The sequence below is a fragment of the Microbacterium sp. LWO12-1.2 genome, from assembly GCF_040675875.1.
Lineage (GTDB): Bacteria > Actinomycetota > Actinomycetes > Actinomycetales > Microbacteriaceae > Microbacterium.
In genome coordinates this window covers 2,220,455-2,243,365 of the sequence record NZ_JBEGII010000001.1, presented here as the reverse complement: position 1 = coordinate 2,243,365, position 22,911 = coordinate 2,220,455, and the positions used below count along the sequence as shown (strand labels likewise).

The 22,911-nt window shown below is 68.7% G+C and carries 23 protein-coding genes; 16 read left to right on the top strand and 7 right to left on the bottom strand.

Going from position 1 to position 22,911, the window contains the following annotated elements; translation table 11 throughout:
• Positions 1-34: 34 nt before the first annotated feature.
• Together MRBLWO12_RS10750 and ald are read right to left on the bottom strand one after the other, a co-directional pair.
• Positions 35-1,234 carry a pyridoxal phosphate-dependent aminotransferase gene (locus MRBLWO12_RS10750; protein WP_363555316.1) on the bottom strand — a complete coding sequence of 400 codons (1,200 nt, stop codon included), beginning with the start codon at positions 1,232-1,234 and terminating at the stop codon, positions 35-37.
• A gap of 93 nt (positions 1,235-1,327) precedes the next feature.
• On the bottom strand, positions 1,328-2,413 hold the full coding sequence (gene ald / locus MRBLWO12_RS10745) for an alanine dehydrogenase (protein ID WP_363555314.1): 1,086 nt from the start codon (positions 2,411-2,413) through the stop codon (positions 1,328-1,330).
• A gap of 101 nt (positions 2,414-2,514) precedes the next feature.
• Here ald and MRBLWO12_RS10740 point away from each other — a divergent pair, with 101 nt between their 5' ends.
• Positions 2,515-3,033, top strand: coding sequence for an Lrp/AsnC family transcriptional regulator (locus MRBLWO12_RS10740; RefSeq protein WP_363555312.1), 519 nt, complete (start codon positions 2,515-2,517; stop codon positions 3,031-3,033).
• Between the two features lie 237 nt (positions 3,034-3,270).
• Positions 3,271-4,347: an AraC family transcriptional regulator gene (locus tag MRBLWO12_RS10735; RefSeq protein WP_363555310.1), complete on the top strand. Its 1,077-nt coding sequence runs from the start codon at positions 3,271-3,273 to the stop codon at positions 4,345-4,347.
• Between the two features lie 259 nt (positions 4,348-4,606).
• Here MRBLWO12_RS10735 and MRBLWO12_RS10730 read toward each other — a convergent pair whose 3' ends face one another.
• The 3 genes from MRBLWO12_RS10730 to aceB all read right to left on the bottom strand — a co-directional run bounded on the left by MRBLWO12_RS10730 (position 4,607) and on the right by aceB (position 8,456).
• Entirely contained in the window at positions 4,607-5,041 is a 435-nt protein-coding gene (locus MRBLWO12_RS10730) for a hypothetical protein (protein WP_363555308.1), read from the bottom strand.
• Between the two features lie 145 nt (positions 5,042-5,186).
• Positions 5,187-6,782 carry an isocitrate lyase gene (locus tag MRBLWO12_RS10725; RefSeq protein ID WP_363555306.1) on the bottom strand — a complete coding sequence of 532 codons (1,596 nt, stop codon included), beginning with the start codon at positions 6,780-6,782 and terminating at the stop codon, positions 5,187-5,189.
• Positions 6,783-6,809: 27 nt separating this feature from the next.
• Positions 6,810-8,456: a malate synthase A gene (gene aceB, locus MRBLWO12_RS10720; RefSeq protein WP_363555304.1), complete on the bottom strand. Its 1,647-nt coding sequence runs from the start codon at positions 8,454-8,456 to the stop codon at positions 6,810-6,812.
• 140 nt (positions 8,457-8,596) lie between these two features.
• On the opposite strand from aceB, the gene MRBLWO12_RS10715 reads away from it, so the two are divergent.
• The 6 genes from MRBLWO12_RS10715 (at position 8,597) to MRBLWO12_RS10690 (ending at position 15,525) form a co-directional block, all read left to right on the top strand.
• Positions 8,597-10,141, top strand: a complete 1,545-nt coding sequence (locus MRBLWO12_RS10715; RefSeq protein WP_363555302.1) for a helix-turn-helix domain-containing protein — start codon at positions 8,597-8,599, stop codon at positions 10,139-10,141.
• Positions 10,142-10,419: 278 nt separating this feature from the next.
• Entirely contained in the window at positions 10,420-11,520 is a 1,101-nt protein-coding gene (locus tag MRBLWO12_RS10710) for an ABC transporter substrate-binding protein (RefSeq protein WP_363555300.1), read from the top strand.
• Positions 11,520-12,317 carry an ABC transporter ATP-binding protein gene (locus tag MRBLWO12_RS10705; protein ID WP_363555298.1) on the top strand — a complete coding sequence of 266 codons (798 nt, stop codon included), beginning with the start codon at positions 11,520-11,522 and terminating at the stop codon, positions 12,315-12,317. Before MRBLWO12_RS10710 ends, MRBLWO12_RS10705 begins: the two co-directional genes overlap by 1 nt.
• The gene (locus MRBLWO12_RS10700; protein WP_141870992.1) at positions 12,310-13,161 is read left to right on the top strand and encodes an ABC transporter permease; all 852 of its coding nucleotides are present in this window, start codon (positions 12,310-12,312) and stop codon (positions 13,159-13,161) included. Before MRBLWO12_RS10705 ends, MRBLWO12_RS10700 begins: the two co-directional genes overlap by 8 nt.
• Before the next feature lie 107 nt (positions 13,162-13,268).
• Positions 13,269-14,648 carry an NtaA/DmoA family FMN-dependent monooxygenase gene (locus tag MRBLWO12_RS10695; protein WP_363555296.1) on the top strand — a complete coding sequence of 460 codons (1,380 nt, stop codon included), beginning with the start codon at positions 13,269-13,271 and terminating at the stop codon, positions 14,646-14,648.
• Positions 14,641-15,525 (top strand): PfkB family carbohydrate kinase, encoded by an 885-nt coding sequence (locus MRBLWO12_RS10690; RefSeq protein ID WP_363555294.1) that lies wholly within the window; start codon positions 14,641-14,643, stop codon positions 15,523-15,525. Before MRBLWO12_RS10695 ends, MRBLWO12_RS10690 begins: the two co-directional genes overlap by 8 nt.
• Before the next feature lie 22 nt (positions 15,526-15,547).
• On the opposite strand, the gene MRBLWO12_RS10685 is transcribed toward MRBLWO12_RS10690, so the two are convergent.
• Positions 15,548-16,141 carry a PadR family transcriptional regulator gene (locus MRBLWO12_RS10685; RefSeq protein WP_363555292.1) on the bottom strand — a complete coding sequence of 198 codons (594 nt, stop codon included), beginning with the start codon at positions 16,139-16,141 and terminating at the stop codon, positions 15,548-15,550.
• A 103-nt stretch (positions 16,142-16,244) separates the two neighbouring features.
• Between MRBLWO12_RS10685 and MRBLWO12_RS10680 the strand changes: the two genes are divergently transcribed.
• Positions 16,245-16,754, top strand: a complete 510-nt coding sequence (locus tag MRBLWO12_RS10680; protein WP_363555290.1) for a flavin reductase family protein — start codon at positions 16,245-16,247, stop codon at positions 16,752-16,754.
• The gene (locus tag MRBLWO12_RS10675; RefSeq protein WP_363555288.1) at positions 16,751-17,155 is read left to right on the top strand and encodes a riboflavin kinase; all 405 of its coding nucleotides are present in this window, start codon (positions 16,751-16,753) and stop codon (positions 17,153-17,155) included. The genes MRBLWO12_RS10680 and MRBLWO12_RS10675 overlap by 4 nt, the downstream gene beginning before the upstream one ends.
• Here the strand turns inward: MRBLWO12_RS10675 and MRBLWO12_RS10670 are convergent.
• The gene (locus MRBLWO12_RS10670; RefSeq protein WP_363555286.1) at positions 17,152-17,805 is read right to left on the bottom strand and encodes an amino acid deaminase; all 654 of its coding nucleotides are present in this window, start codon (positions 17,803-17,805) and stop codon (positions 17,152-17,154) included. The genes MRBLWO12_RS10675 and MRBLWO12_RS10670 overlap by 4 nt on opposite strands.
• A gap of 118 nt (positions 17,806-17,923) precedes the next feature.
• On the opposite strand from MRBLWO12_RS10670, the gene MRBLWO12_RS10665 reads away from it, so the two are divergent.
• From MRBLWO12_RS10665 to MRBLWO12_RS10640, 6 genes are read left to right on the top strand one after another with little or no spacing between them, the layout of a single operon-like run.
• Complete coding sequence (locus MRBLWO12_RS10665; protein WP_363555284.1) at positions 17,924-18,562, top strand: HAD family hydrolase; 639 nt, start codon at positions 17,924-17,926, stop codon at positions 18,560-18,562.
• Between the two features lie 57 nt (positions 18,563-18,619).
• Entirely contained in the window at positions 18,620-19,609 is a 990-nt protein-coding gene (gene phnD / locus MRBLWO12_RS10660; protein WP_363555282.1) for a phosphate/phosphite/phosphonate ABC transporter substrate-binding protein, read from the top strand.
• Between the two features lie 22 nt (positions 19,610-19,631).
• Entirely contained in the window at positions 19,632-20,435 is an 804-nt protein-coding gene (gene phnC / locus MRBLWO12_RS10655) for a phosphonate ABC transporter ATP-binding protein (RefSeq protein ID WP_363555280.1), read from the top strand.
• Positions 20,432-21,244 carry a phosphonate ABC transporter, permease protein PhnE gene (phnE, locus tag MRBLWO12_RS10650; RefSeq protein WP_363555278.1) on the top strand — a complete coding sequence of 271 codons (813 nt, stop codon included), beginning with the start codon at positions 20,432-20,434 and terminating at the stop codon, positions 21,242-21,244. The genes phnC and phnE (MRBLWO12_RS10650) overlap by 4 nt, the downstream gene beginning before the upstream one ends.
• On the top strand, positions 21,241-22,056 hold the full coding sequence (gene phnE, locus MRBLWO12_RS10645) for a phosphonate ABC transporter, permease protein PhnE (protein ID WP_363555276.1): 816 nt from the start codon (positions 21,241-21,243) through the stop codon (positions 22,054-22,056). The genes phnE (MRBLWO12_RS10650) and phnE (MRBLWO12_RS10645) overlap by 4 nt, the downstream gene beginning before the upstream one ends.
• Entirely contained in the window at positions 22,043-22,909 is an 867-nt protein-coding gene (locus MRBLWO12_RS10640; RefSeq protein ID WP_363555274.1) for a MurR/RpiR family transcriptional regulator, read from the top strand. The genes phnE (MRBLWO12_RS10645) and MRBLWO12_RS10640 overlap by 14 nt, the downstream gene beginning before the upstream one ends.
• The last annotated feature ends 2 nt before the right edge of the window (positions 22,910-22,911 follow it).

Sequence of the window (22,911 nt, the reverse complement as noted above, 5' to 3'; positions counted from 1 at the left end):
GGGGTCTGGGCGATGGTTCCCGAGCCAGGGTGCCTCAGGAGAACAGGCGCTGCAGGCGCTGCACGCCCGTGAGGAGTGCGTCGTCGCCGAGAGCGTACGACATACGGATGTAGCCGCTGGGGCCGAAGGCCTCGCCGGGTACGACCGCCACCTCGGCCTGCTCCAGGATCAGGTCCGCCAGCTCGAGAGAGGTCGTCGGCGTCACGCCGCCCCAGGTGCGGCCGAGCAGGCCCTGCACATCGGGATAGACGTAGAAGGCCCCGAGCGGGTTGGGTACGACCAGGCCGTCGATCTTCGACAGCTCAGAGACGATGAGACGGCGGCGGCGGTCGAACGCCTCGCGCATCTGCTCCGCCTCGGTCTGCGGTCCGTTGAGCGCGGCGATCGCGGCCTTCTGGGCGACGTTGTTCACGTTGCTCGAGAGGTGCGACTGCAGGTTGCCGGCGATCTTGATCGCATCGACCGGACCGACCATCCAGCCCACGCGCCATCCGGTCATGGCGTACGTCTTCGCGACGCCGTTGACCAGGATCGTCTGCCCGGCGACAGCGGGCACGGCCTCGACGATGGAGGTCGCCTTGACACCCTCGTAGGTGAGGTTCTGGTAGATCTCGTCGCTGATGATCCAGATGCCGTGCTCGAGCGCCCACTCGCCGATGGCCGCGGTCTCTTCCGCGGTGTACACCGAGCCGGTCGGGTTCGAGGGAGATACGAAGACGAGCACGGTGGTGCGCTCGGTGCGGGCGGCTTCGAGCTGCTCGACCGTGACCTTGTAGTCCTGGTCGGCGCCGGCGAAGACCTCGACGGGGATGCCGTCGGCCAGACGGATGGCCTCCGGGTAGGTGGTCCAGTACGGTGCGGGGAGCAGCACCTCGTCGCCGGGGTTCACGACGGTCTGGAACGCCTGGTAGACGGACTGCTTTCCGCCGTTGGTCACGATGACCTGGCTCGGGGACACCTCGAGGCCGGAGTCGCGCAGGGTCTTGGCGGCGATCGCCTCACGCAGCGCCGGAAGCCCGGCAGCGGGGGTGTACCGGTAGTTCGCGGGGTCCGCGAGAGCGTCGGCTGCCGCATCCACGATGAACTGGGGGGTCGCGAAATCCGGCTCGCCGGCGGCATAGGAGATGATGTCCTTGCCTTCCGCCTTGAGAGCCTTCGCCTTGGCATCGACCTTGAGGGTCGCAGACTCGGCGATCGCGGACAGTTTGCGGGAGAGAGGAGCGCGTTCAGTCACGATTACGAGCGTACTCGGGTCGCCCGTGCCGGTGAGGGCCGAGTCGTCATGAAGATCCTGAGTTCTTTCGGTTTCGAGTCGTCCGACGACGGGTCACAGAGCGTGCGCCCGCGCGACGGCCTCCAGCACGATGCGCCCGCCCTGCACGTTCAGGCCCTTCGCCAGCGCGGCGTCATCCGTGGCAGCGCGCTCCCAGCCCTTTCCGGCGATCGCCGAGACATAGGGGAGGGTCGCGTTGGTCAGTGCCCGGGTCGCGGTCTCGGGGACGGCGCCGGGCATGTTCGCCACGCAGTAGTAGATCGAATCGTGCACCGCGAACGTGGGAGCGTCATGCGTGGTCGGCCGCGAGCCCTCGAAGCATCCGCCCTGGTCGATCGCGATGTCGACCAGCACCGAGCCGGGCTTCATGGTCGCGACCATGTCGTCGGTGACGAGCTTGGGGGCGGCGGCGCCGGGGATGAGCACGGAGCCGATCACCAGATCGGCGGTGGCGAGTTCCTCGGCGATGTCGTAGCGGCTGGAGGCGCGGGTCTCGAGCGCGCCGCCGTAGCGGTGCTCGAGCTCGCGCAGGCGCGGCAGCGAGATGTCGATCACGGTGACCTTTGAGCCGAGGCCGAGCGCGTTGGCGGCGGCGTGCTCACCGGCGACGCCACCGCCGATCACGACGGTCTTGGCTCGCGGGGTGCCGGCGATGCCGCCGAGCAGGGTGCCGCGGCCGCCGTTGGAGCGCAGCAGCGCGTAGGAGCCCATGGTCACCGAGAGCCGCCCGGCGATCTCGCTCATCGGCACGAGCAGCGGCAGGCTGCGGTCGGGCAGCTGCACGGTCTCGTAGGCCACGGCAGTCGTCCCGGCATCCACGAGAGCCGTGGTCAGCGGGCGGTCGGCGGCGAGGTGCAGGTAGGTGAACAGCGTGAGGTCGGGCCGCAGGAAGCCGTACTCCTGGGCGATCGGCTCCTTGACCTTGATGAGCAGGTCGGCCGCGCCCCACACCTCGGCAGCGGAGTCGAGGATCTCGGCGCCGGCGGCACGGTAGGCGTCATCGGAGATGCTCGACCCGAGGCCGGCGCCGGACTGCACGAGCACGCGGTGCCCCTCGTTGACGAGGCGATCGGTGCCGGCGGGCGTCAGCGCGACGCGGTTCTCGTTGTTCTTGACCTCGGTGGGTACGCCGATCTTCATCGATCCTCCTCGTGTGGGTGTGATGCACACAGAATCGCAGAAACATCGGCTCATCAACAGATTCTGTTCAGAACATTCGACAGGATCGAGAATCCTGAATAATGCTTCGTATGGAACAGTCGAATGCGGCAGGTTCGCCGAACACTCTTCGGGCGCCGGCGCTCGACGCGATCGATGCGCAGATCGTGCGCCTGCTCGGCGCGGACGGCCGGATGACCAACGCGGAACTCGCCGGCACGCTCGGCGTGGCACCATCCACGGCGCACGCGCGCCTGCGCTCGCTGATCGAGCGCGGGGTCATCACCGGTTTCCATGCGAGCGTCGACGAGCGGATGCTGGGCGCAGGGCTGCAGGCGATCATCGGGGTCAGTCTGCGCCCGAGCGCGCGACGCGAGAGCATCGTGGCCTTCGCCGATCGGGTGCGGGCGCTGCCCCAGGTGATCCAGGTCTTCTTCCTCGGGGGAGAGGACGACTTCCTGCTCCACATCGCGGTGGCCGACTCCTCGCAGATGCGCGAGTTCGTGCTCGAGCACCTCTCGGCGCAGAGCAGCGTCGCGTCGACTCGCACCAGCATCGTCTTCGACTATCACCGCAACTCGGTCGCCGCGACCTTCAGCTAGCCCGCGCTGCGCGTTCCCGGTGCTCAGGGGGCGTGGACGGCGAGGCGCAGCGGGGCGCCACGTCGTATATTGCACGCGCGCAAAGCGCCTGGCTAGTGTGGCTCCGGGGATGGGGTGCGCGCGTCGCGCAGGCGGCGCGCGCCTGACATGGGGGACCGTGATGGTGCAAACTCTGGGGAACTCCGACGCTCTCGTCGTGCGCGCATCGCGCCTGGCCGTCGTGCGCGAGCGTCGGGCGTGACGGCGATCACCGCCGGCGAGACCGCCGCCTGGATGCGGCGCCTGTCCGGCGGCCTCTGGCGCGAGGAGACGGACGACGACCGCGACCAGCACCCACCGGAGTGGTACACCTCCGCGGTGATCCGGCTCGACGGTCCGATCGGCATGCAGCAGCTGTCGAACTTCGGAACCATGAAGGCCGCCGACCCTCTCGGCTTCGAGGCGGCGCTGCTGCGACGCTCCATCGGCGCGACGATGCTGTTCAGCACGCTCGAGACGCCGCACACCGTCACCTACGATCGTGGCGCCCCGCAGGACGAGGACATCATCATCGTCGGGGTCTCGAACCTCGGTGGGCAACGGCTGCACACCGCCCATGGCGTCCACGATCTGCGCGTCGGCCGTATGGGGTTCATGTCGAGCGTGGGGCCGTCTGCCGCCGAGCATCTCGGCCTGAGCGAGACGACCGGGGTCGTGGTCCCGGTCGCGGCCATCCCCGGATACCAGCACGTGCTGGCATCCGGCGCCGGCCTGTTCCCCGACACCCCGCTCACGCGGGCGGCGGGGGTCGCGGTGGGCCGCATGCTCTACGAGTGGGTGCAGGATCCCGATCAGGGGGCCGGAGCGCTCGCCGGAACGGAGGCGGCGCTGGTCGCGCTGGTGCGGGGACTGTTCCGTCAGTTCCCCGGCGACGGCGAGACCGACCGCGTCAGCCGGATCAGGGCGGAGGCGGCGCAGATCATCGAACGCCGGCACCGTGACGCGGAGTTCGGGATCGACCAGCTCGCGGCCGAGCTGCACATGAGTCGTCGTCAGCTGTTCCGCTTCTTCGCAGGGGCCGATGAGAGCCTCTCGGCACAGCTGCTGCGTCGGCGCCTCACGACCGCACGGGAGGAGCTTCTCGTGCTCCCGGCCCAGGAGCTCGCGGTGGTGGCGAAGCGTGCGGGGTTCGTCGACGCTGCCGCTCTGCGCGCGCAGTTCTCGCGACACGTGGGCGGGAGTCCCAGCGCCTTCCGCCTCGCGGCCCGCTCCCGGCCGGTGCAGCTCGCCGAGGCGATGCTGTTGACCGATGAGCAGACCGGTCCCTCGCGGTGAGCGCAGCAGCGATCCTGCGACATGTGATCGCGCAACCGGTGCCAAGCCGGTCATCCCGTGCCCGGTTTGGCGCCACCCGGTGACAGACCGCTCCCGCGCACTTTCCGCGGTCGTGGTGGGTGCCTACTCTGAATCTGCCCGCTTCCCCAGTCGGGCTTCTGACGGAAGGCTCCTGCGAGCCGAGGCTGCCTCCCCAGCGCCCCGTCACGACTTCCGGGTGCGGTTCGGCGCCCCGCCCGGAAGCTCGGGGGCCTCCGCCTCAGGAACCGAACGACGCCGGCAATGCGCAGTAGTCGGCGGTGCGGCGGACCGGGTTCACGGGATCGGTCAGGTCGACCAGCGCGGACGCCACACTGTGCGGCGGTTCTTCCCCGAAGAGCTGCCACAGCGTGAAGTTCCACATGCCGCGCGCCGTCGGGCTGAGCAGGGCGGAGGGGCCGGAGACGATCAGCACCCGGTCGGCCTTCGGCCCGTTCCGGAACGGCGTGACGACATCGGCGCGCAGCGTCTGCTCGTCACCGTCTTGACTGTGCGTGCGCTCGACCTCGTGGCCGGCGCCGACGAGCGCCGACGCGAGAGCGTCGGCAGCGGTGCGGGAGCGCTCGGCATCCGCACCCGCCACGGCCAGCAGCCGGCGTCCTGTCGGGTAGAGGTGGAGGAACTCCTCGGCGATGCCGTGCCATGCGTCGGTCATGGCTCCAGGCTACGCCCGCAGGGAACCGGTGGCTCGGACAGGCGAAGCCCCTCGCCCGTGGGGGAACGGGCGAGGGGCTTCGGGACGACGGATCAGGCCTCGTGGACCAGGAATCGGCTGTCGGCGGGGCGTCACGGACTCGTCGTCAGCTGAACTGGTTCATGGTGTTGTGCTGACCGCCGGCCTTGAGTGCGGCGTCGCCCGCGAAGTACTCCTTGTGGTTGTCGCCGAGGTCGGAGCCCGCCATGTTCTGGTGCTTGACCGTGGCGATGCCCCCGCGGATCTCGCGACGCTGGACGCCCTTGACGTAGGCGAGCATCCCTTCGTCGCCGAAGTACCCCTGCGCGAGGTCATCGGTAGACAGCGCCGCGGTGTGGTAGGTCGGGAGTGTGATGAGGTGATGGAAGATTCCCGCGCGGGCGGAGGCGTCGCGCTGGAACGAGCGGATCTTCTCGTCTGCCAGCCGTGCGAGCTCGGTGTCGTCGTAGTCGACGCTCATCAGCGCACTGCGGTCGAACGCCGACAGGTCGTGGCCCTGCTCCGCGAGCAGGTCGTAGGCCTGCTGCCGGAAGCTCAGGGTCCAGTTGAACGAGGGGCTGTTGTTGTAGACCAGCTTCGCGTTCGGGATCTCCGCACGGATCGCGTCGACCATGCCCGCGATCTGCTCGACGTGCGGCTTCTCCGTTTCGATCCACAGCAGGTCGGCGCCGTTGCGGAGCGACGTGATGCAGTCGAGCACGACGCGCTCCTCTCCGGTTCCCGGGCGGAACTCGTAGAGGTTGCTGGCCAGGCGCTTCGGACGCAGCAGCTTCCCGTCTCGCTTGAGGACCACGTCGCCGTCGCTCAGACCGGCTTCCGAGATCTCCTCGACGTCGAGGAAGGAGTTGTACTGATCGCCGAGGTCGCCGGGCTCCTGCGAGACGGCGAGCTTCTGGGTCAGCCCCGCGCCGAGCGAGTCGGTGCGGGCGACGATGATGCCGTTGTCGATGCCGAGCTCCAGGAACGCGTAGCGGACCGCGTTGATCTTCGCGAGGAAGTCCTCGTGCGGAACGGTCACCTTGCCATCCTGGTGGCCGCACTGCTTCTCGTCCGACACCTGATTCTCGATCTGGATGGCGCACGCCCCGGCCTCGATCATCTTCTTCGCGAGCAGGTAGGTCGCCTCCGGGTTGCCGAAGCCGGCGTCGATGTCCGCGATGATCGGGACGACGTGGGTCTCGTAGTCGTCGATCTGCGACTGGATGAACTCCGCCCCTGTCTCGTCGCCGGCGGCGCGGGCGGCGTCGAGCTGGGTGAAGAGCAGGTCCAGCTCGCGGGCATCGGCCTGGCGGAGGAACGTGTACAGTTCCTCGATCAGGGCGGGCACTGCGGTCTTCTCGTGCATCGACTGGTCGGGGAGCGGACCGAATTCCGAACGCATCGCGGCGACCATCCATCCGGAGAGGTAGAGGTACCGCTTGTTCGTGGACTTCAGGTGCTTCTTGATCGAGATGAGCTTCTGCTGCCCGATGAAGCCGTGCCAGACTCCGAGCGACTGCGTGTACACGGAGGAATCCGCGTCGTACTCGCCCATGTCTCGGCGCATGATGTCGGCGGTGTACTGCGCGATCTCGAGTCCGGTGCGGAACCTGTTCTGCGCCCGCATCCGTGCGGCCGATTCGGGATCGATGGCGTTCCAGGCGGAGCCGTGCTCCTCCTTCAGTGCCCGGATGGCGTCGATGTCGTCCTGGTACTGGGTCATGTCGTGTCCTTCTTCGTGGTGAGCGGGTCAGTTGTTCTCGATGAGGTGACGCGAGTACGCGCCCAGGGTGAGGAAGGTGGGGAACTCCTCCTGCAGCGCGACCTCCCGGAAGACGTCTGCGGCATCGTCGAAGCGGTCGCCCGCGCTGCGCGTCGCCTGGGCGAGCACCTGCGTGATCAGCTCCTCGATGTACTCCACCGTGATGGCCGTGCCGTCCTGCGTGGTGCGGTCCTGGTGGATCCACTGCCACACCTGCGAGCGGCTGATCTCGGCGGTCGCGGCATCCTCCATGAGGTTGTCGATCGCCACGGCGCCGAGGCCGCGCAGCCAGGCCTCGATGTAGCGGATCGCGACCGATACGTTGTCGCGCACGCCCTGGGCGGTGATCGGACGCCCGATGTGCAGGTCGAGCAGATCCGCAGCCTCCACGTGCACGTCGTCCCGCTGGCGGTCGACCTGGTTCGGACGGTCGCCGAGCACGGCGTCGAACTCGGCCAGCGCCGTGGGGATGAGGTCGGGGTGGGCGACCCAGGTGCCGTCGAAGCCGTCTCCCGCCTCGCGCTTCTTGTCGGCAGCGACCTTCTCGATCGCCCGTGCCGTCGCCTCGGGGTCGCGGCGGTTGGGGATCGATGCGCTCATGCCGCCGATCGCGAACGCGCCCCGCTTGTGGCAGGTCTGCACCAGCAACTCGGTGTAGGCCCGCATGAACGGCACTGTCATCGTGACCTCGCTGCGGTCGGGGAGTACGAAACGCGCGCCGCGGCCGCGGTAGTTCTTGATGATCGAGAAGATGTAGTCCCAGCGGCCGGCATTGAGACCGGCACAGTGATCGCGCAGCTCGAACAGGATCTCGTCCATCTCGAACGCGGCGGGAAGGGTCTCGATCAGCACGGTCGCCCGGATGGTGCCGTGCGGGATGCCGATGTACTCCTCGCTGAACGAGAAGACGTCATCCCACAGCTTCGCCTCCTCGCTCGACTCGATCTTGGCGATGTAGAAGTAGGGGCCACGGCCGGTGTCGATCAGCGCCTGCGCGTTGTGCAGGAAGTAGAGCCCGAAGTCGACCAGCGAGCCGGAGGTCGAGGTGCGGCGCCCCGCCCTGTCGATGAAGGAGATGTGCTTCTCGGGCAGGTGCCAGCCGCGAGGACGCATCACGATGGTGGGCGTGCGCTCCGCGGTGACGCGGTACTCCTTGCCCGCAGGCGACGTGAACGACAGCTCTCCGCGGATCGCGTCGCGCAGCGAGAGCTGACCTTCGATCACGTTCTTCCAGGTCGGGCTCGTGGCATCCTCCTGGTCGGCGAGCCAGACGCGGGCGCCGGAGTTCAGTGCGTTGATCGTCATCTTGGGGTCGGTGGGCCCGGTGATCTCGACGCGGCGGTCCTCGAGCCCCGGTCCAGCGCCGGCAACGCGCCACTCGGCATCCTGGCGGATGTGCGCGGTGTCTTCGCGGAAACGCGGGTCGTGTCCGTTGCCGATCTCGAAGCGGCGGCGCATGCGATCGGCCAGACGGTCATGCCGGCGCGAGGCGAACCGGTGGTGCAGCTCGGTGAGGAAGGCGATCGCCTCGGGGGTGAGGATCTCGTCGTAGCGGTCGCGGAGTGGTCCGGTGACCTCGATCGCCGGACCCGGCTGGGTCGTCTGGATCGGCGCGGTGACGGTGGGAGTGCTCATGATCAGAAGCCCTTTCTTCGAACGGTCCGGCTGTGACGCCGTGTGGCTTGAGACCACTGTGTGTGAAGTTCGCGCATTCAACTGACCAAAATGCGTGTGAAGTTTGATCAATATTCTGTTTCTGTGACAGAATCGCCGCCATGTACCCTTCGACAAGCTCAGGGACCCAGGTCGGCTCAGGGACCCAGGTCGGCTCAGGGACCCAGGTGGGCTCGGGGCCCCAGGTCAGCTCGGGGCCCCAGGCCGCGGCAGAAGAGGCCGACGCCCTCACGATCGGCCGACGCATCCGGCAGCTCCGCACTGCCCGGGGAATGACGCTCGAAGAGCTCGCCTCCGCCGTCGACCGCGCGCCGAGCCAGATGTCGATGATCGAGACCGGCAAGCGCGAGCCCAAGCTCACGCAGCTGCAGGCGATCGCGCGTGCGCTGGGCGTGACGATCGACGCGCTGATGGAGGGGGAGCCGCTCGACGAGCGCAGCGCTGTGGAGATCGCGCTCGAGCGTGCGATGAAGGGACAGACCTTCCAGGCGCTCGGCATCGAGCCGTTCCGCATCGCGAAGACTCTGCCGACGGACGCGCTGAAGGCACTGCTCGCGCTGCACGGCGAGATCGACCGCCTCAAGGACGAGCGGGCGGCGACCCCGGAGGAGGCGCGGCGTGCGAACGTCGAGCTGCGCCATCTGATGCGCCGTCAGGACAACCACTTCCCTGATCTCGAGGCCAAGGCCTCGGAGATCCTCGCCGCGGTCGGACACTCGGGCGGACCGCTGACCCAGCGCGCGGCATCCGAGATCGCCGCCTACCTGGGATTCACCCTGCACTACGCCCCCGATCTGCCGCAGACCACGCGCAGCGTCGCCGACCTGGCGAACGGGCGGCTGTACCTGTCGAGTCAGGTGCAGGCCAAGGGTGATGCGCGCACTGCGGTGCTGCAGGCGCTGTCGAGCCGCATGCTCGGCCACTCCGAACCGCGCAGCTATGCGGAGTTCCTGCGCCAGCGGGTCGAGACCAACTACCTCACCGGGGCGCTGCTGATCCCCGAGGCGCATGTCGTCCCTGCGTTGAAGGAGGCCAAGGCGCGGCGCGCGATCTCGATCGAGGACCTGCGCGACGCCTATTCCGTGTCATACGAGACCGCGGCGCATCGGTTCACAAATCTCGCCACCAGGCACCTCGACATCCCGGTGCACTTCCTCAAGGTGCACGAGTCGGGCACGATCACGAAGGCCTACGAGAACGACGACGTGAACTTCCCGACCGACCGCCTCGGCGCGATCGAGGGGCAGATGTGCTGCCGCAAGTGGACCAGTCGTGTCGTGTTCGATGAAGACGACCGCTTCAACCCGTACTACCAGTACACCGACACCGGCAACGGCACGTACTGGTGCACCGCGCGCGTGGAGGCGTCGAGCGAGGGGCTGCATTCACTGAGCGTGGGGGTGCGCTTCGACGACACGAAGTGGTTCGTGGGTCGCGACACCCCCCACCGCGGCGTCTCGAAGCACTCGGTCGAGGTGTGCTGCCGCCGTGCGCCCGCCGAGCTCGAGGAGCGCTGGCGCGAGCACTCCTGGCCGAATGTGAAGACCCCGCGCACGCTGCTCGCGACCCTGCCGACCGGTGCGTTCCCCGGGGTCGACACGACCGATGTCTACGAGTTCCTGGAGGCGCACGCGCCGCGCGCCTGACTCACGTCGCGTCGGCCGGCCGCCTCCCCGGTGCTGGTCGACTCTTCCTGCGCCCGGATGCACGATTCGATCACGGATGCACGCCCAAAGAGGCAAGCCGGTCGTGCATCCGTGCCGGGGTCGTGCATGTGGGCTCGGGCCGCAACCGTGCGGCATCCGCGGATTCCGGCCCCCCGACATCCGCCGACCGTCAAAAAGTAGTTTGTTGTTGCTTAGTCAATCTTGACTATGTTACTTTCAACGAGCCATCAATGATGAACGGCCGAGAAGGGACCCCCATGGCTACTTCCTCTGCGGAAACCCGATTCCGCATCACTGCCACCCTGACGTGCGTTCTCGCCGCCACGCTGACGCTCGGAGCCTGCTCCGCGCAACCAGCCGGCAGCGATACCGCCCCCACGGATGCAGCATCCGACACCTGCCAGCGCAACAAGGATGCCGGCAAGATCACCTACATCTCCGGCTACGGCTACTCGGCCAGCGCCGGACAGCTCGACGTGTTCCTCGCCGAGGAACTGGGCTACTTCGACGAGCTCTGCCTCGACGTCGAGATCAACGCCTCCGGCGCCAACGGGCAGCAGCTCGTGGCCTCTGGTCAGGCGCAGTTCACCGCGCTGGGATCGGCATCCGATGTGATGCTCGCGGCGGCGAACAGCAAGAACCTCACCGCGGTCGCCACCTACGGCACCACCCCGCCGTTCTCGATCTTCGGCAACGAGAAGCTGAAGAGCCTGAAGGACCTCGAGGGCGGATCGCTGGGCTACTTCATCAATCTCACCCCGATCGCCTCCGCCATGCTGGACGAGGCAGGCGTCGACGTCTCGAAGGTCGAGATGGTGAAGATGACGAACTACGACCCGACCGTGGTCGTGCGCGAGCAGGTCGACGCGATCGTCGGCTACGCCTCCAACCAGCCGCAGTCGCTCAAGGCGCAGGACCTGCCGTTCAGCGAGTTCCTCCCCGCCGACCTCGGCGTGGAGGGCACGTACAACGTGATGGAGGTCAACTCCCGCTTCCTCGACGAGCACCGCGAGGTCGCTGCCGACTTCATGCGGGCGAGCCTCAAGGCGCTGCAGTACTGCCTCGACGAGTCCGACGCCTGCATCGACAAGCTCGCGCAGCTCGCGGAGGACAACAACCAGGGTGCGGCCTTCCCGCGCGACCAGCTCGCCCGCACGTGGGAGGTGGAGTCCGCCTGGGTCCGCGAGAGCGCCGGCGGCAACCCGGGCGTGCAGAACGCCGCGATGTGGGAGCCCGAGTACGCGCTCGTCGAGAAGTACGGCGACGTCAAGGACCTGCCCGCGATCGAGGACATGATGGATGCCGGCCTGGTCGCCGACCTCTACGACGGCGACGCGCTGATCTGGCCGGCGAAGTGATGTCGTCCGCACAGGGTGCAGGCGTCGAGGTCCGAGGCGTCACCAAGACGTTCGGCGTCGATGGCGCGCGGGTGACCGTGCTCGACGACGTGAGCCTGACCATCGGCATGGGCGAGTTCGTGTCGGTGATCGGTCCCAGCGGATGCGGCAAGTCGACGCTGCTCAAGGTCGTCGCAGGTCTCATCGACGCCGATTCCGGCAGCGTGACGATCGACGGCGAGAGCGTCGCTGCGGCGTCGAGGGACAAGAAGATCGGCCTGGTGCCGCAGTCTCCCGCCCTCCTGCCGTGGAAGACCGTGCAGGAGAACGTCGAGCTGCCGGTGCGGCTGAACCGCAAGGCGAACGGGGATCGTGCCCTGCGCGACCCCCAGGAACTGCTGTCGACCTTCGGCCTCGGTCAGGCGATGAAGAAGTATCCGGGGCAGCTGTCCGGCGGCATGCAGCAGCGCGCGGCGATCGCCAGGGCGTTCGTGTTCGACCCGGCCATCATGCTCATGGACGAGCCGTTCTCGGCGCTCGACGAGATGAACCGCGACCTGCAGCGGATCGCGCTGCTGGAGTTCTGGCAGTCGAACCGCAAGGCGGTCATGTTCGTCACCCACTCGGTGCCGGAGGCGATCATGCTCTCCGACCGCATCGTCGTGATGGCCGCCCACCCCGGGCGCATCGCCGCGGTGATCGATGTGAACCTGCCGCGACCGCGCACCGAAGAGGCGTACGCGACCGACGAGTTCCGCGAACTGGAAGCAGTCGTGCGCACCACTCTGCGCGCGCAGACGGAGAAGGCCCATGTCTGAGATGACGATCCGCGATACGACCGCGACGCTCGCCACCGCGCGACTGCGTGCGGGTGCACGACGCGGCGGGATCCCGCCGTGGCTGCGCTGGGGTTCCTGGGTTCCGACGCTGATCACCTTCGTGATCGCCGCGACACTGTGGCAGGTGGTGGCCTGGACCAACCCGTACGTGCTCCCGACGCTGGAGGCGATCGGCGGCAGCCTCGTCGACGACGCCGGCATGTACTGGTCGAACTTCCTGGTCACACTGCTCGAGGTCGTGGTCGGCGCCTCCGCCGGCATCCTCGCGGGCTTCGTGCTCGCGGTGGTGATGGCCGAGTTCCAGATCATCGAGCGTGCGGTGATGCCGCTGGTCATCATCGTGATGGTGACGCCGATCGTCGCGATCGCCCCTGCGCTCGTCGTGGCGTTCGGCTTCGGCATGGTGCCGAAGTTCATCGTCACCGGTCTCGTGGTGTTCTTCCCGATGCTGGTCAACTCGCTGGCCGGGCTCCGTGACGTCGACCAGCGTGCACTCGACGTCTTCAAGACGCTGCATGCCTCGCGCTGGGAGATCTTCCGCGAGCTGCGCTTCCCCGGCAGCATGCCCTACGTCTTCGCCGGGTTGCGGATCGCGCTGCCCCTGGCCGTCGTCGGCGCCGCGGTCGCGGAGTTCGTGGCGGCCGGACAGCAGGCCGGTCTCGGCTCGCTCGTGACGACGTCGGCCGCACAGGCCAATCTCCCCGTCACGTGGGCCAGCATCGCCCTGCTGTGCCTGCTCGGCGTGCTCCTCATCATCCTCCTCGCGATCGTGCGCAAGCGCGTGCTGTGGTGGAGCGACGGCGAGGTCACGGCGAAGGGCTGACGCAGCATCCTCATCCCGGGGCGGGACCCCCGCCCGCCCCGGGTTCCTCCGGCGTGCCCAGCGCCAGGGGAGAACGACACGAACCACCCACAAGGAAGGCACCGCACATGACCGATCAGAACAGCGTCAAGCAGCTGCGTCTCGGCCTCTTCGAGAACGCCCAGGCGAACGACTCCGGCACCGCGACCTGGCGTCACCCCGACAACAAGCGGTACCTCTTCGACAAGTTCGAGTACTGGCGCGATACCGCCCGGATGGTCGAGGATGCCGGTTTCGACTTCCTCTTCCTCGCGGATGCCTGGGGCTGGGCCGACGTCGCCGGCGAACGGCCGGACATCTGCTCGGTCGAGGGGCTGGACCTGCCGCGCCTCGACCCGGCGATCATCCTCGGCGCGCTGATCCCCGAGACCAGCCGCCTCGGACTGGTCGCGACCGGATCGACCCTGCTCGAGCCGCCCTATGCGTTCGCGCGTCGGATGGCGACCCTCGACATCCTCTCCGGTGGACGCATCGGCTGGAACGTCGTGACCACGGGCACGGCCGACACCGCGGTGCAGGGTTTCGGCGTCCCGATGGTCGGTCACGACGAGCGCTATCTCATGGCCGACGACTTCATGCAGGTCGTCTACAAGCTGTGGGAGCAGGCCTGGGAGGAGGGGGCACTCGAGCGGGACAAGTCCGGACGCTTCGCGGACCCGTCCAAGGTGCACCGCATCGCCCACGACGGCCCGTACTTCCGCTCCCACGGCTACGGCAACACCTCGCGCTCGCCGCAGGGCACCCCTGTGCTCTTCCAAGCAGGAGCCTCTCCCGCCGGGCGCGAGTTCGGTGGCAAGCACGGCGAGGCGATCTTCGTGGGCAGCGGCTCGGTCGAGCAGCTGCGTGCGCACTCGACCGCGATCCGTGAAGAGGCCGTGAAGAACGGCCGCGCAGCGAGCGACGTCAAGATCATGTCGGCGTTCGCCGCGATCGTGGGCAGCACGGAGGAGGAGGCGCAGCGCAAGTACGCCGAGGTCGCCGACGCGCAGAACCCCGACGTCACGGTCGCCTCGTACGCCTGGTTCACCGGCCTCGACCTGTCGGCGTACGCGCCGAGCACGCCGATGGCCGAGCTGAGCACCGAGCTGTCGCAGACGCAGGTGGGCCGTTTCGCCGACAAGACGGTCGGCGACGTGCTCGGCGACTGGCACGCGCACGGTGTCGGCGCTCGGCCGATCGTCGGCACTCCCGAGCAGGTGGCGGACCGGATGATCGAGCTCGCCGATGGCGCCGACCTCGACGGATTCCTGTTCGCCCCCGTCATCCCGCCGGCATCCACGGTCGATTTCATCGAGCACGTGCTGCCGATCCTCAAGCAGCGTGGGGCCATCGTCGACCCGCCGGCCGAGCCGCAGAGCCTGCGCGAGCGGCTGATGGGCACGCCGACCCCGGCGCTGGCCGACACGCACACCGGATCGCAGTATCGCCGGACGATGTCGCGTGTCTGACACCCTCACGGGCGTCGCCGTGGTGGGGAGCGCGAACCTCGACCTCGTCGTCGAGGTGTCGCGCCCTCCCCACGTCGGCGAGACCCTGCTCGGGCGTGCGGGTGGCCGCTTCGCCGGCGGCAAGGGTCTCAACCAGGCCGTCGCCGCCGCACGCAGTGGCGCTCCCACCCGGTTCTGCGCCGTGGTCGGTCAGGATGAGGCGGGCGACGAGCTGCAGCGCACGCTGACGGATGCCGGAGTCGCCGGGGCGCTGCGCCGCACCGACACCGCGCCCACGGGCGTCGCGCACGTGCTGGCCCTGGACGACGGTGACAACAGCATCATCGTCGCCGCTGGAGCGAACGCCGAGCTCGGCGTCCGTGATGCCGTCGACGGCGTTGCGGGCGCCGCGGTCGTGCTGGCACAGCTGGAGGTGCCGGTGCCCAGTGTCGCCGCAGCCTTGTGCGCCGCGCGACAGGCGGGTGCGCTCACACTGCTGAACGCGGCTCCGGCCGCGACCGCCGCGCTGGACCTGCTTCCCGACGTCGACATCCTCATCGTGAACGAGACGGAGTGCGCCGAGCTGGGCGGTGTCGAACGCCTGCACGCAGCCGGCGCCGCGCAGATCGTGCTGACCTGCGGAGCCGGGGGAGTGACCTTGCACCGCATTGGCGCCGAGCCGCTGCACGTCCCCGCGTTCCGCATCGACCCCGTCGACACGACCGGCGCCGGTGATGCCTTCTGCGGCGCGCTCGCGGCGGCGCTCGCCGCCGGGGACGACATCGCCGATGCGCTCGAACGTGCCTGCGCTGCAGGTGCGATCGTGGCGCAGCACCGTGGCGCCAACACCGCGGCGCTCAGCGCCGCCGCGAGCGCAGATCTCGTCGCGACGCGCTGACCTGCGCGCTCAGGGCCGGTGCCTACTCGGCCGGCGCGGCAGTGTCCGCGACCGCCTCGCCGGCGAACACGTACTCGCCGTCGCGCAGGCGCCCGAGCAGGTCGAGCAGCCACTGCTTCTCGGCCGTGAGGCGTGCGGTGGAGAGGTCGAAGATCTCCCTGACGTACTTGGGCGTCGTCTCGGAGCGCAGCGTGTCCTGCACGTCGAAGCCGTTCTGCGTGATGATCGCGTCGCTCTTGATGAGGCGGTGCTCGAGGCCGGCGATCACCTCCTGACGGCTCAGCACGAACATGAACGAGGCGACCGTCATGATGGCCTGGGTGTCGAAGGCGGCGACGTTCCAGAGGTTCTCGCGCAGCATCCGCTGCAGCTCCACCTCGCCGGCCGGAGTGATGCTGTAGGTCGTGCGCGCCGGGCGCTTGCCCTCGGTCTCTGTGCCGCTCTCGGTGATGTAGCCGTCGACCTCGAGCGCGCGAAGGGCGTTGTAGATCGAGCCGGGCTGGATGTGCGCCCACTCGTCGACGTGCCAGGTCATCAGCTCTCGGCGGAGGAAGTACCCGTGCACGGGCTGGAACTGCTTCACGGCGCCGAGGACGACGAGGCGGGTGGTCGACATGCCCTCATGCTAACGGCTGGGGCGCGGAAGTCGTGGTTGTTTGCATGGTCAAAGTTGCCTATGATCAGAACTAGTCAAAGTTGACTACCGAAAGGACGCAGAAATGACGACTGCCGCGACTGAGACCCTGCCCAGGGATCGTGCCCTCCGCCGTGCTTTCTCGGTGTACCCGACCGGTGTCGTCGCCCTCGCCGCCGAGGTCGACGGTCGAGCGGTGGGGATGGCCGTCAACTCGTTCACCTCCATCTCGCTCGAGCCCGCGCTCGTGGCGATCAGCGCTGCGCGCACCTCGAAGACCTGGCCGGTGCTGCGCGCCGTGCCTGAGCTCGGTATGAGCGTGCTCGCTGCGCATCACGAGCCGCTCAGCCGGCTCCTCTCCTCGCGGGAGGACGACCGGTTCGGCACCCACGGCTGGCATCGGAGCGAGCAGGGCGCCGTGCTCGTGCAGGATGCCGCCCTGTGGCTCACCTGCCGCCTGCACAGTACCTTCGACGGCGGCGACCACGAGGTGGCGCTCTACGAGATCGCCGACATCACGGTGTTCGATGACGTCGAGCCGCTGGTGTTCCAGCAGAGCCGCTACCGTTCGATCGCGGCATCCGAGATCGAGTGACCGCAGCGGCATTCGACGTGCTCCAGGGCGTGGTCGTCCGCGGCGACGGGCGCGGGCGCGAACTGGGGTTCCCGACGGCGAACCTCGCCCTCGACTCCGGGGTCCCGCCTGTCGACGGCATCTATGCCGCATGGGTGCGCGTCGGCGACGACCCTCGGCGATGCGCTGCCAGTGTCAGTATCGGGGCCAACCCCACCTTCCCGGGGCGCCGTGAGCGACGCGTCGAGGTGCACCTCCATGACGCGGCCGGCGACCTGTACGGCCGCCGGCTGGTCGTGCAGCTCATCGCTCACCTCCGCCCGACGCTCCGCTTCGACGGCGTCGAAGCGCTGATCGCGCAGACGATCGAGGATGTCGCCCTGTCCGCGGCACTGTTGGCCGAGGACGCCGCGCGCGTCTAGACGGCGTTCCAGGGCGGCTGCTCCGCGGCCGTGAAGTCGGCGAGCGGCGTGGCGCTCTCGGTGACCGGGAACATCGTGATCAGCAGCGCCGGTGTCGCGGCGCGCGGGGCGATCGAGAACGCGAGAGCGCTCGGACCCCGCGCGGAGGCGAGGGCGACGTGCGCCTCACGCCCACCGAATGTGCGGGTCGCCTCGACGCCCGGTGAGGCGCGAACGGCTGTCGCGGCCCTGGTGGCTCTTGCCAGCAGCGTCGATTCCTCGTGCCACGGGTGGAACGCGTCCGCCGGGAGACCGCAGGCCGATGCCAGAGCGGCGCCGATCCAACGGTCCCGCTTGAGGCCGTACGGCGTCATCGCCGTTGACAGCAGGTATCCGTAGCAGTGCAGGAGTCCGGCGTTGCCGATCGGCCAGTCCGCGTCGATGCCCGCCCTCCGGTGCAGGTCGTCGAAGAGCGCGCGCGAGAGGAGGGGCGTGCCGGTGTGCTCGTCGATGATCGTCGACTGACCCCACGCCTCGAAGCGGCCGGCGGCGCGATCGCCGTGGATCGCGGCCTCGAGCCAGGGGATCTGATCGAGGGCTGCACGCACGCCTGCGGCCGTGTCTTCGGCGGCGAGGGAGGCGGCGCGAGTGAGGTGATCGAGTTCGGACACGGCGCTCACCATACGGCAGTCGGGTGGACGGATTGTTCACGCGGCGTTCACGCGGCAGGGGCTTTCCGTCCACGATCGTTGCTCATGCTGGACGGAGCGTCCCCACAGAAAGAATCTCGTGAACTCCATCCTCCTCTTCGACTTCGACGGCACGATCGCGCTCGGCGAAGGGCCTGTCCTCGCGTACGCCCAGCACGTCGCTGCCGCACTCGATGATGACGGCGACTTCGTCGACGACATCCGCCTCCAGTTGGCCTCCCACGGCGGCGAAGCCCGCGACGGCTACGACGCGGTGCGGCGCGCAGCGGTGAAGAGAGGCGCGGACTCCCGTCTCCTCAGCGCCGCATATCTCGCCAGCCGTTCTCAGCTCGCCACCGCCGACGCCCCCATCTCGGTGCCTGACGGCCTCGTCGCGTTCCTGGAGGGCGCCCAGGCCGAGCGACTCCTCGTCACCAACGCTCCCGCCATCCGGATCACCGAGGCGCTCGACGTTCTCGGGCTCAGCGGCGTGTTCGACCGCATCGTCACCGACGCCCGCAAGCCGCGGGGACTCGATGCCGTGCTCGACGATCTGCCCACGCACGCCCGGGTGCTGAGCATCGGCGACATCTGGCGCAACGACCTCGCTCCCGCGCACGCTCGCGGCCACGCGACCGCCCTGATCGGCGGGTTCCCCGACCCGGACGCGACCCCCACCTTCCGCGCAGCCGAGTTCTCGACGCTGGTTCCCCAGCTCGAGGCGTGGCTGCGCGGCTGACGCCCACCCTCCCATCCCACCCTTTCCTCCCACCCCTCTCACCCCAGAAGGATGAACATGCGTATCTCCCCCCTCCGCTCCTCCGCAGCGGGCGCCCTCGCCGTCGGCGCCCTGCTGACCGTTGTGCTCGCGGGTTGCTCCGGTGCCACTGCCGCACCGGAGGACTCTGCCGCTCCAGCGGCCGACCCCGACTCGATCGTGCTCGCTCTCGTCCCGTCGCAGGACCAGGACGGGCTCGTGGACACCGCCGCGCCTCTCACCGACTACCTCACCGAGGAACTCGGCATCGAGGTCACCGGAGTGGTCTCGAAGGACTACCAGGCCGCCGTCGAGGCGATGGGGGCGGGCCAGGCGCAGGTCGGCTTCCTGCCTTCGCTGCAGCTGTGGCAGGCGAACGACATGTACGACGCCTCGGTCGTGCTCCAGACCGAGCGCAACGGCAACATCACCTACCCGGCGCAGTTCATGACGAACAACCCCGACAAGTACTGCGACGACCAGCCGGTCGAGCGGGACGGGATGCTGTTCTGCAACGGCGCCGACGCGATGTCGGGTCCTGCCGGCCTCGACAGCATCGACAAGGTCAAGGGCGCCAAGGTCGCCCTGCTCGGACCGGGCTCTCCGGCCGGCTACATCTACCCGGTCCTCGCGCTGCAGGAGGCGGGTCTCGACACCGACACCGACATCCAGCAGATCCCGGTGACGGCGAACGACGCCTCCGTGCTCGCGGTCTACAACGGGGACGCCGAAGTCGGCTTCAGCTTCTGGGACGCCCGGACCATCGTGCAGAAGGACACCCCCGACGTCGGTGAGAAGGTCGTGGTCTTCGCGCTGACCGAGGAGATCCCCAACGACGGCGTCGCGCTCTCGGCCGACCTCTCGCCGGAGCTGCAGGACCGGATCACGAAGGCGCTCGAGGACTTCTCGAACACGCCAGAGGGCTCCGAGATCCTCACCAGCATCTACTCGATCACCAAGCTCGCCCCCGCCGACCCCGACTCGCTCGACGTCGTCGCCCGCGCCGCACAGGCTCTGGGGCTCCAGTAAATTGTCCGACCAGCTCCAGAACGTGGACGTCGCAGCTTCGGCTGCGGCGTCCACGCCGTGGTCCATCCGCCTCGACGAGGTGACGGTGCGCTATCCCAACGGCACCCTCGGTCTCGATCGCGTGTCGCTCGAGATCGCAGCGGGCGAGATGGTCGCCGTGGTCGGGCTCTCCGGCTCGGGGAAGTCCACTCTCATCCGCACGATCAACGGCCTCGTGCCGGTCACGCGCGGCACGCTCGACGTCGGCGAGCACCGGGTGAGCGGCGCGTCGCCGCGCACACTCCGCCGTCTCCGCGGTGACATCGGAATGGTGTTCCAAGGGTTCAACCTCGCGGGTCGGGCGAGCGTGCTCCAGAACGTGCTCGTCGGACGCCTCGCGCACACGCCCCTGTGGCGCACGCTCGTCGGGGCGTATCCGGAGGCCGACAAGCAGCTCGCCTATCGGGCGCTCGACCGCGTCGGCATCCTTCCGAAACTCCATTCCCGTGCCTCCGAGTTGTCGGGCGGTCAGCAGCAACGCGTCGCGATCGCGCGCGCTCTCGCGCAGGAGCCCCGCATCGTCCTCGCCGACGAACCGGTGGCCAGCCTCGACCCGCCCACGGCGCATGGTGTGATGAACGACCTGCGTCGGATCAACCGCGATCTGGGCATCACGGTCGTCGTCAACCTGCACCTCCTCGACCTCGCCCGCGAGTACGGTGCGCGGATGATCGGCATGCGCGCCGGCCAGATCGTCTACGACGGACCGGCCACGAGCGCGACCGATGCGGACTTCGAGAGCATCTACGGGCGCTCGCTCACCCCGGAAGACCGGTTGGACGCGTGAGCGCGGTGGAACAGGCGTCCGCCCTCGACATCCCGGCGCGACCGCCCGGAGCATGGAGAGGCCCCCTCATCGTCGTGGTGCTCCTCCTCGTCACGGTCGTGACGTGCCTGCCGGGGATCGGGATCGGCGTCGACCTCTCCGCGATCGCCCGCAACTGGCAGAACGGGGCGGACAAGATCGTCAAGCTGCTCCTGCCCGAGTGGAGCTTCTTCCCCCGGACGATCCCTCCGCTCATCGAGACGCTCCAGATGGCGGTGATCGCGACCGCCATCGGCGCTGCGGTCTCGCTGCCGCTGAGCTTCTGGGCTGCCCGTGCGACAAATCCGAACGCCCCGGCGCGGATCGCGCTGCGTGGCGCCCTCAACGTGATCCGCAGCGTCCCCGACCTCCTCTATGCGGCCATCCTCGTGGCGATGGTGGGCGTCGGTGCGCTCCCCGGGATCCTGGCACTGCTGCTCTTCAACGTCGGCATCATCGTCAAGCTCGTGTCCGAGGCGATCGACACCAACGACCGTGGCCCCCTCGAAGCGGGACGTGCGGTCGGTGCGACCCAGGCCCAGATCAACCGCACGATCGCCCTGCCCGACGCCTGGCCCGCATTCGCCAACCAGACCCTGTACGTATTCGAGCTCAACGTGCGGGCCTCGACCGTGCTCGGTCTCGTCGGGGCGGGTGGCATGGGGCTGCTCATCGATGCGGTCCGCACGTTCTACCGCTACGACCAGCTCTCGCTCATCATCCTGGAGATCCTCATCGTCGTCATCGTGATCGACCTCGTCTCCGACGCGATCCGACGGAGGCTCGTATGACTGCGGCGCTCACGGCGATCCCGGTTCGTCCCCGACGACCGTGGGCGATCGCGGGATGGTGCATCGTCACGGGCATCGTCGTGCTCGCGTTCTGGTCGATCGCGATCGACTGGACCCGCCTCGCCGACCTGCCTGCCGAGGTCATCCGATACACGTTCCTCATGTTCGCCGATCCGAACTGGGAGAAGCTGCCGGAGGCGCTGTGGCAGACGTGGCGCAGTGTGCAGATGGCCTGGGTCGGCACGATCCTCGGCATCCTGCTCGCCACACCCCTGAGCCTGCTCGCCGCCCGCGGCTTCGGGCCGGCCTGGCTGCGTGCCCTGCTGCGTGGGCTGTTCTCACTGATCCGTGCCGTTCCCGAGATCATCATCGCGATCGTGATCCTCTCCGTCACCGGGCTCACGCCCTTCACCGGAGCCCTCGCGCTTGCCGTCAACGGCATCGGCACTCTGGGCAAATGGGGATACGAAGCGGTGGAAGCCGTGCCGCGCGGGCCGATCGAAGCGGCCACCGCAGCCGGTGGTGGCACGCTCCAGGTGCTCCGTTGGGGCGTGTGGCCTCAGGTCGAGCCGGCGTTCTGGTCGTTCTGGCTCTATCGCTTCGAGATCAACGTGCGCTCCTCGGCGGTGCTCGGACTGATCGGCGTCGGCGGAATCGGTGACATGCTCACCTCCTACACCCAGTACCGTGAGTGGTCGACGGTGGGTGTCCTGCTCATCGTCGTCGTCGTGGTGACCATGCTGATCGATGCGGTCTCCGGCGCTGTCCGCCGTCGGATCATGGAGGGAGTCCCCGCCCGTGTTCTCGCCTAGCGCCCCGCCCACCGTGCGCATCGCCGCGGTGCTCAACACCTTGCAGCCCGCGGAGCGGCGTGTGGCCGAGCTGATCGTCGAATCCGCCGACGCAGTCGTGGAGTGGACGGCGCAGGAACTCGCCGAACGCGCCGGTGTCGGCCGGGCCACCGTCGTGCGCGCCTGCCAGAGCTTCGGCTATCGGGGATATCCGCAGTTGCGCGTCGCGCTCGCGGCGGAACTGGGCAGCGGCCAGGGGGAGACGGGGGTCGATCATGGCCCCAGTGTGCTCGGGAGGATGCGCAGCGAGATCGACAGGGTGGCCTCATCTCTCCCCGCCCTCGCGAGCCTCCTCGATGCGGACGCCGTCGCCGAAGCCGTGCGGATCTCAGCGTCCGCTCGTCGCGTGCTCGTGCTCGCGAACGGACTGTCGTCGCCGATCGCGAACGATCTCGCGATGCGGCTCACAGCCGCAGGGCGGTCGGCGGAGTTCATCGCCGACGCGATCGCCCAGCAGATCGCGGCGCGTCATCTCACCACGGACGACGTCTGCCTGATCGTGAGCGGATCCGGGGCGAATGAAGCGAGCCTGCGGGTCGCCACCGCCGCCGCGCGCGGCGGGGCCACGGTGATCGCGTTGACGTCGTTCGCGACCTCGGCGCTGACGGAGGTGGCGTCGGTGTCTCTCGTCATCGCCCCGACCGGCGTGAGTTTCCGGGATGAGCTGCAGCATGCGTCCCGCGTCGCGTTCCTGGTCTTCGCCGAGGTGTTCGCAGCCGCCGTCACGACGGAGCGGGGAGAAGACGCGGTTCAGGCGCGGGCCCATGTGCTCGAGGTGGTGTCCGAGAATCTCGGTGAGAACGCCTCCGACTGACG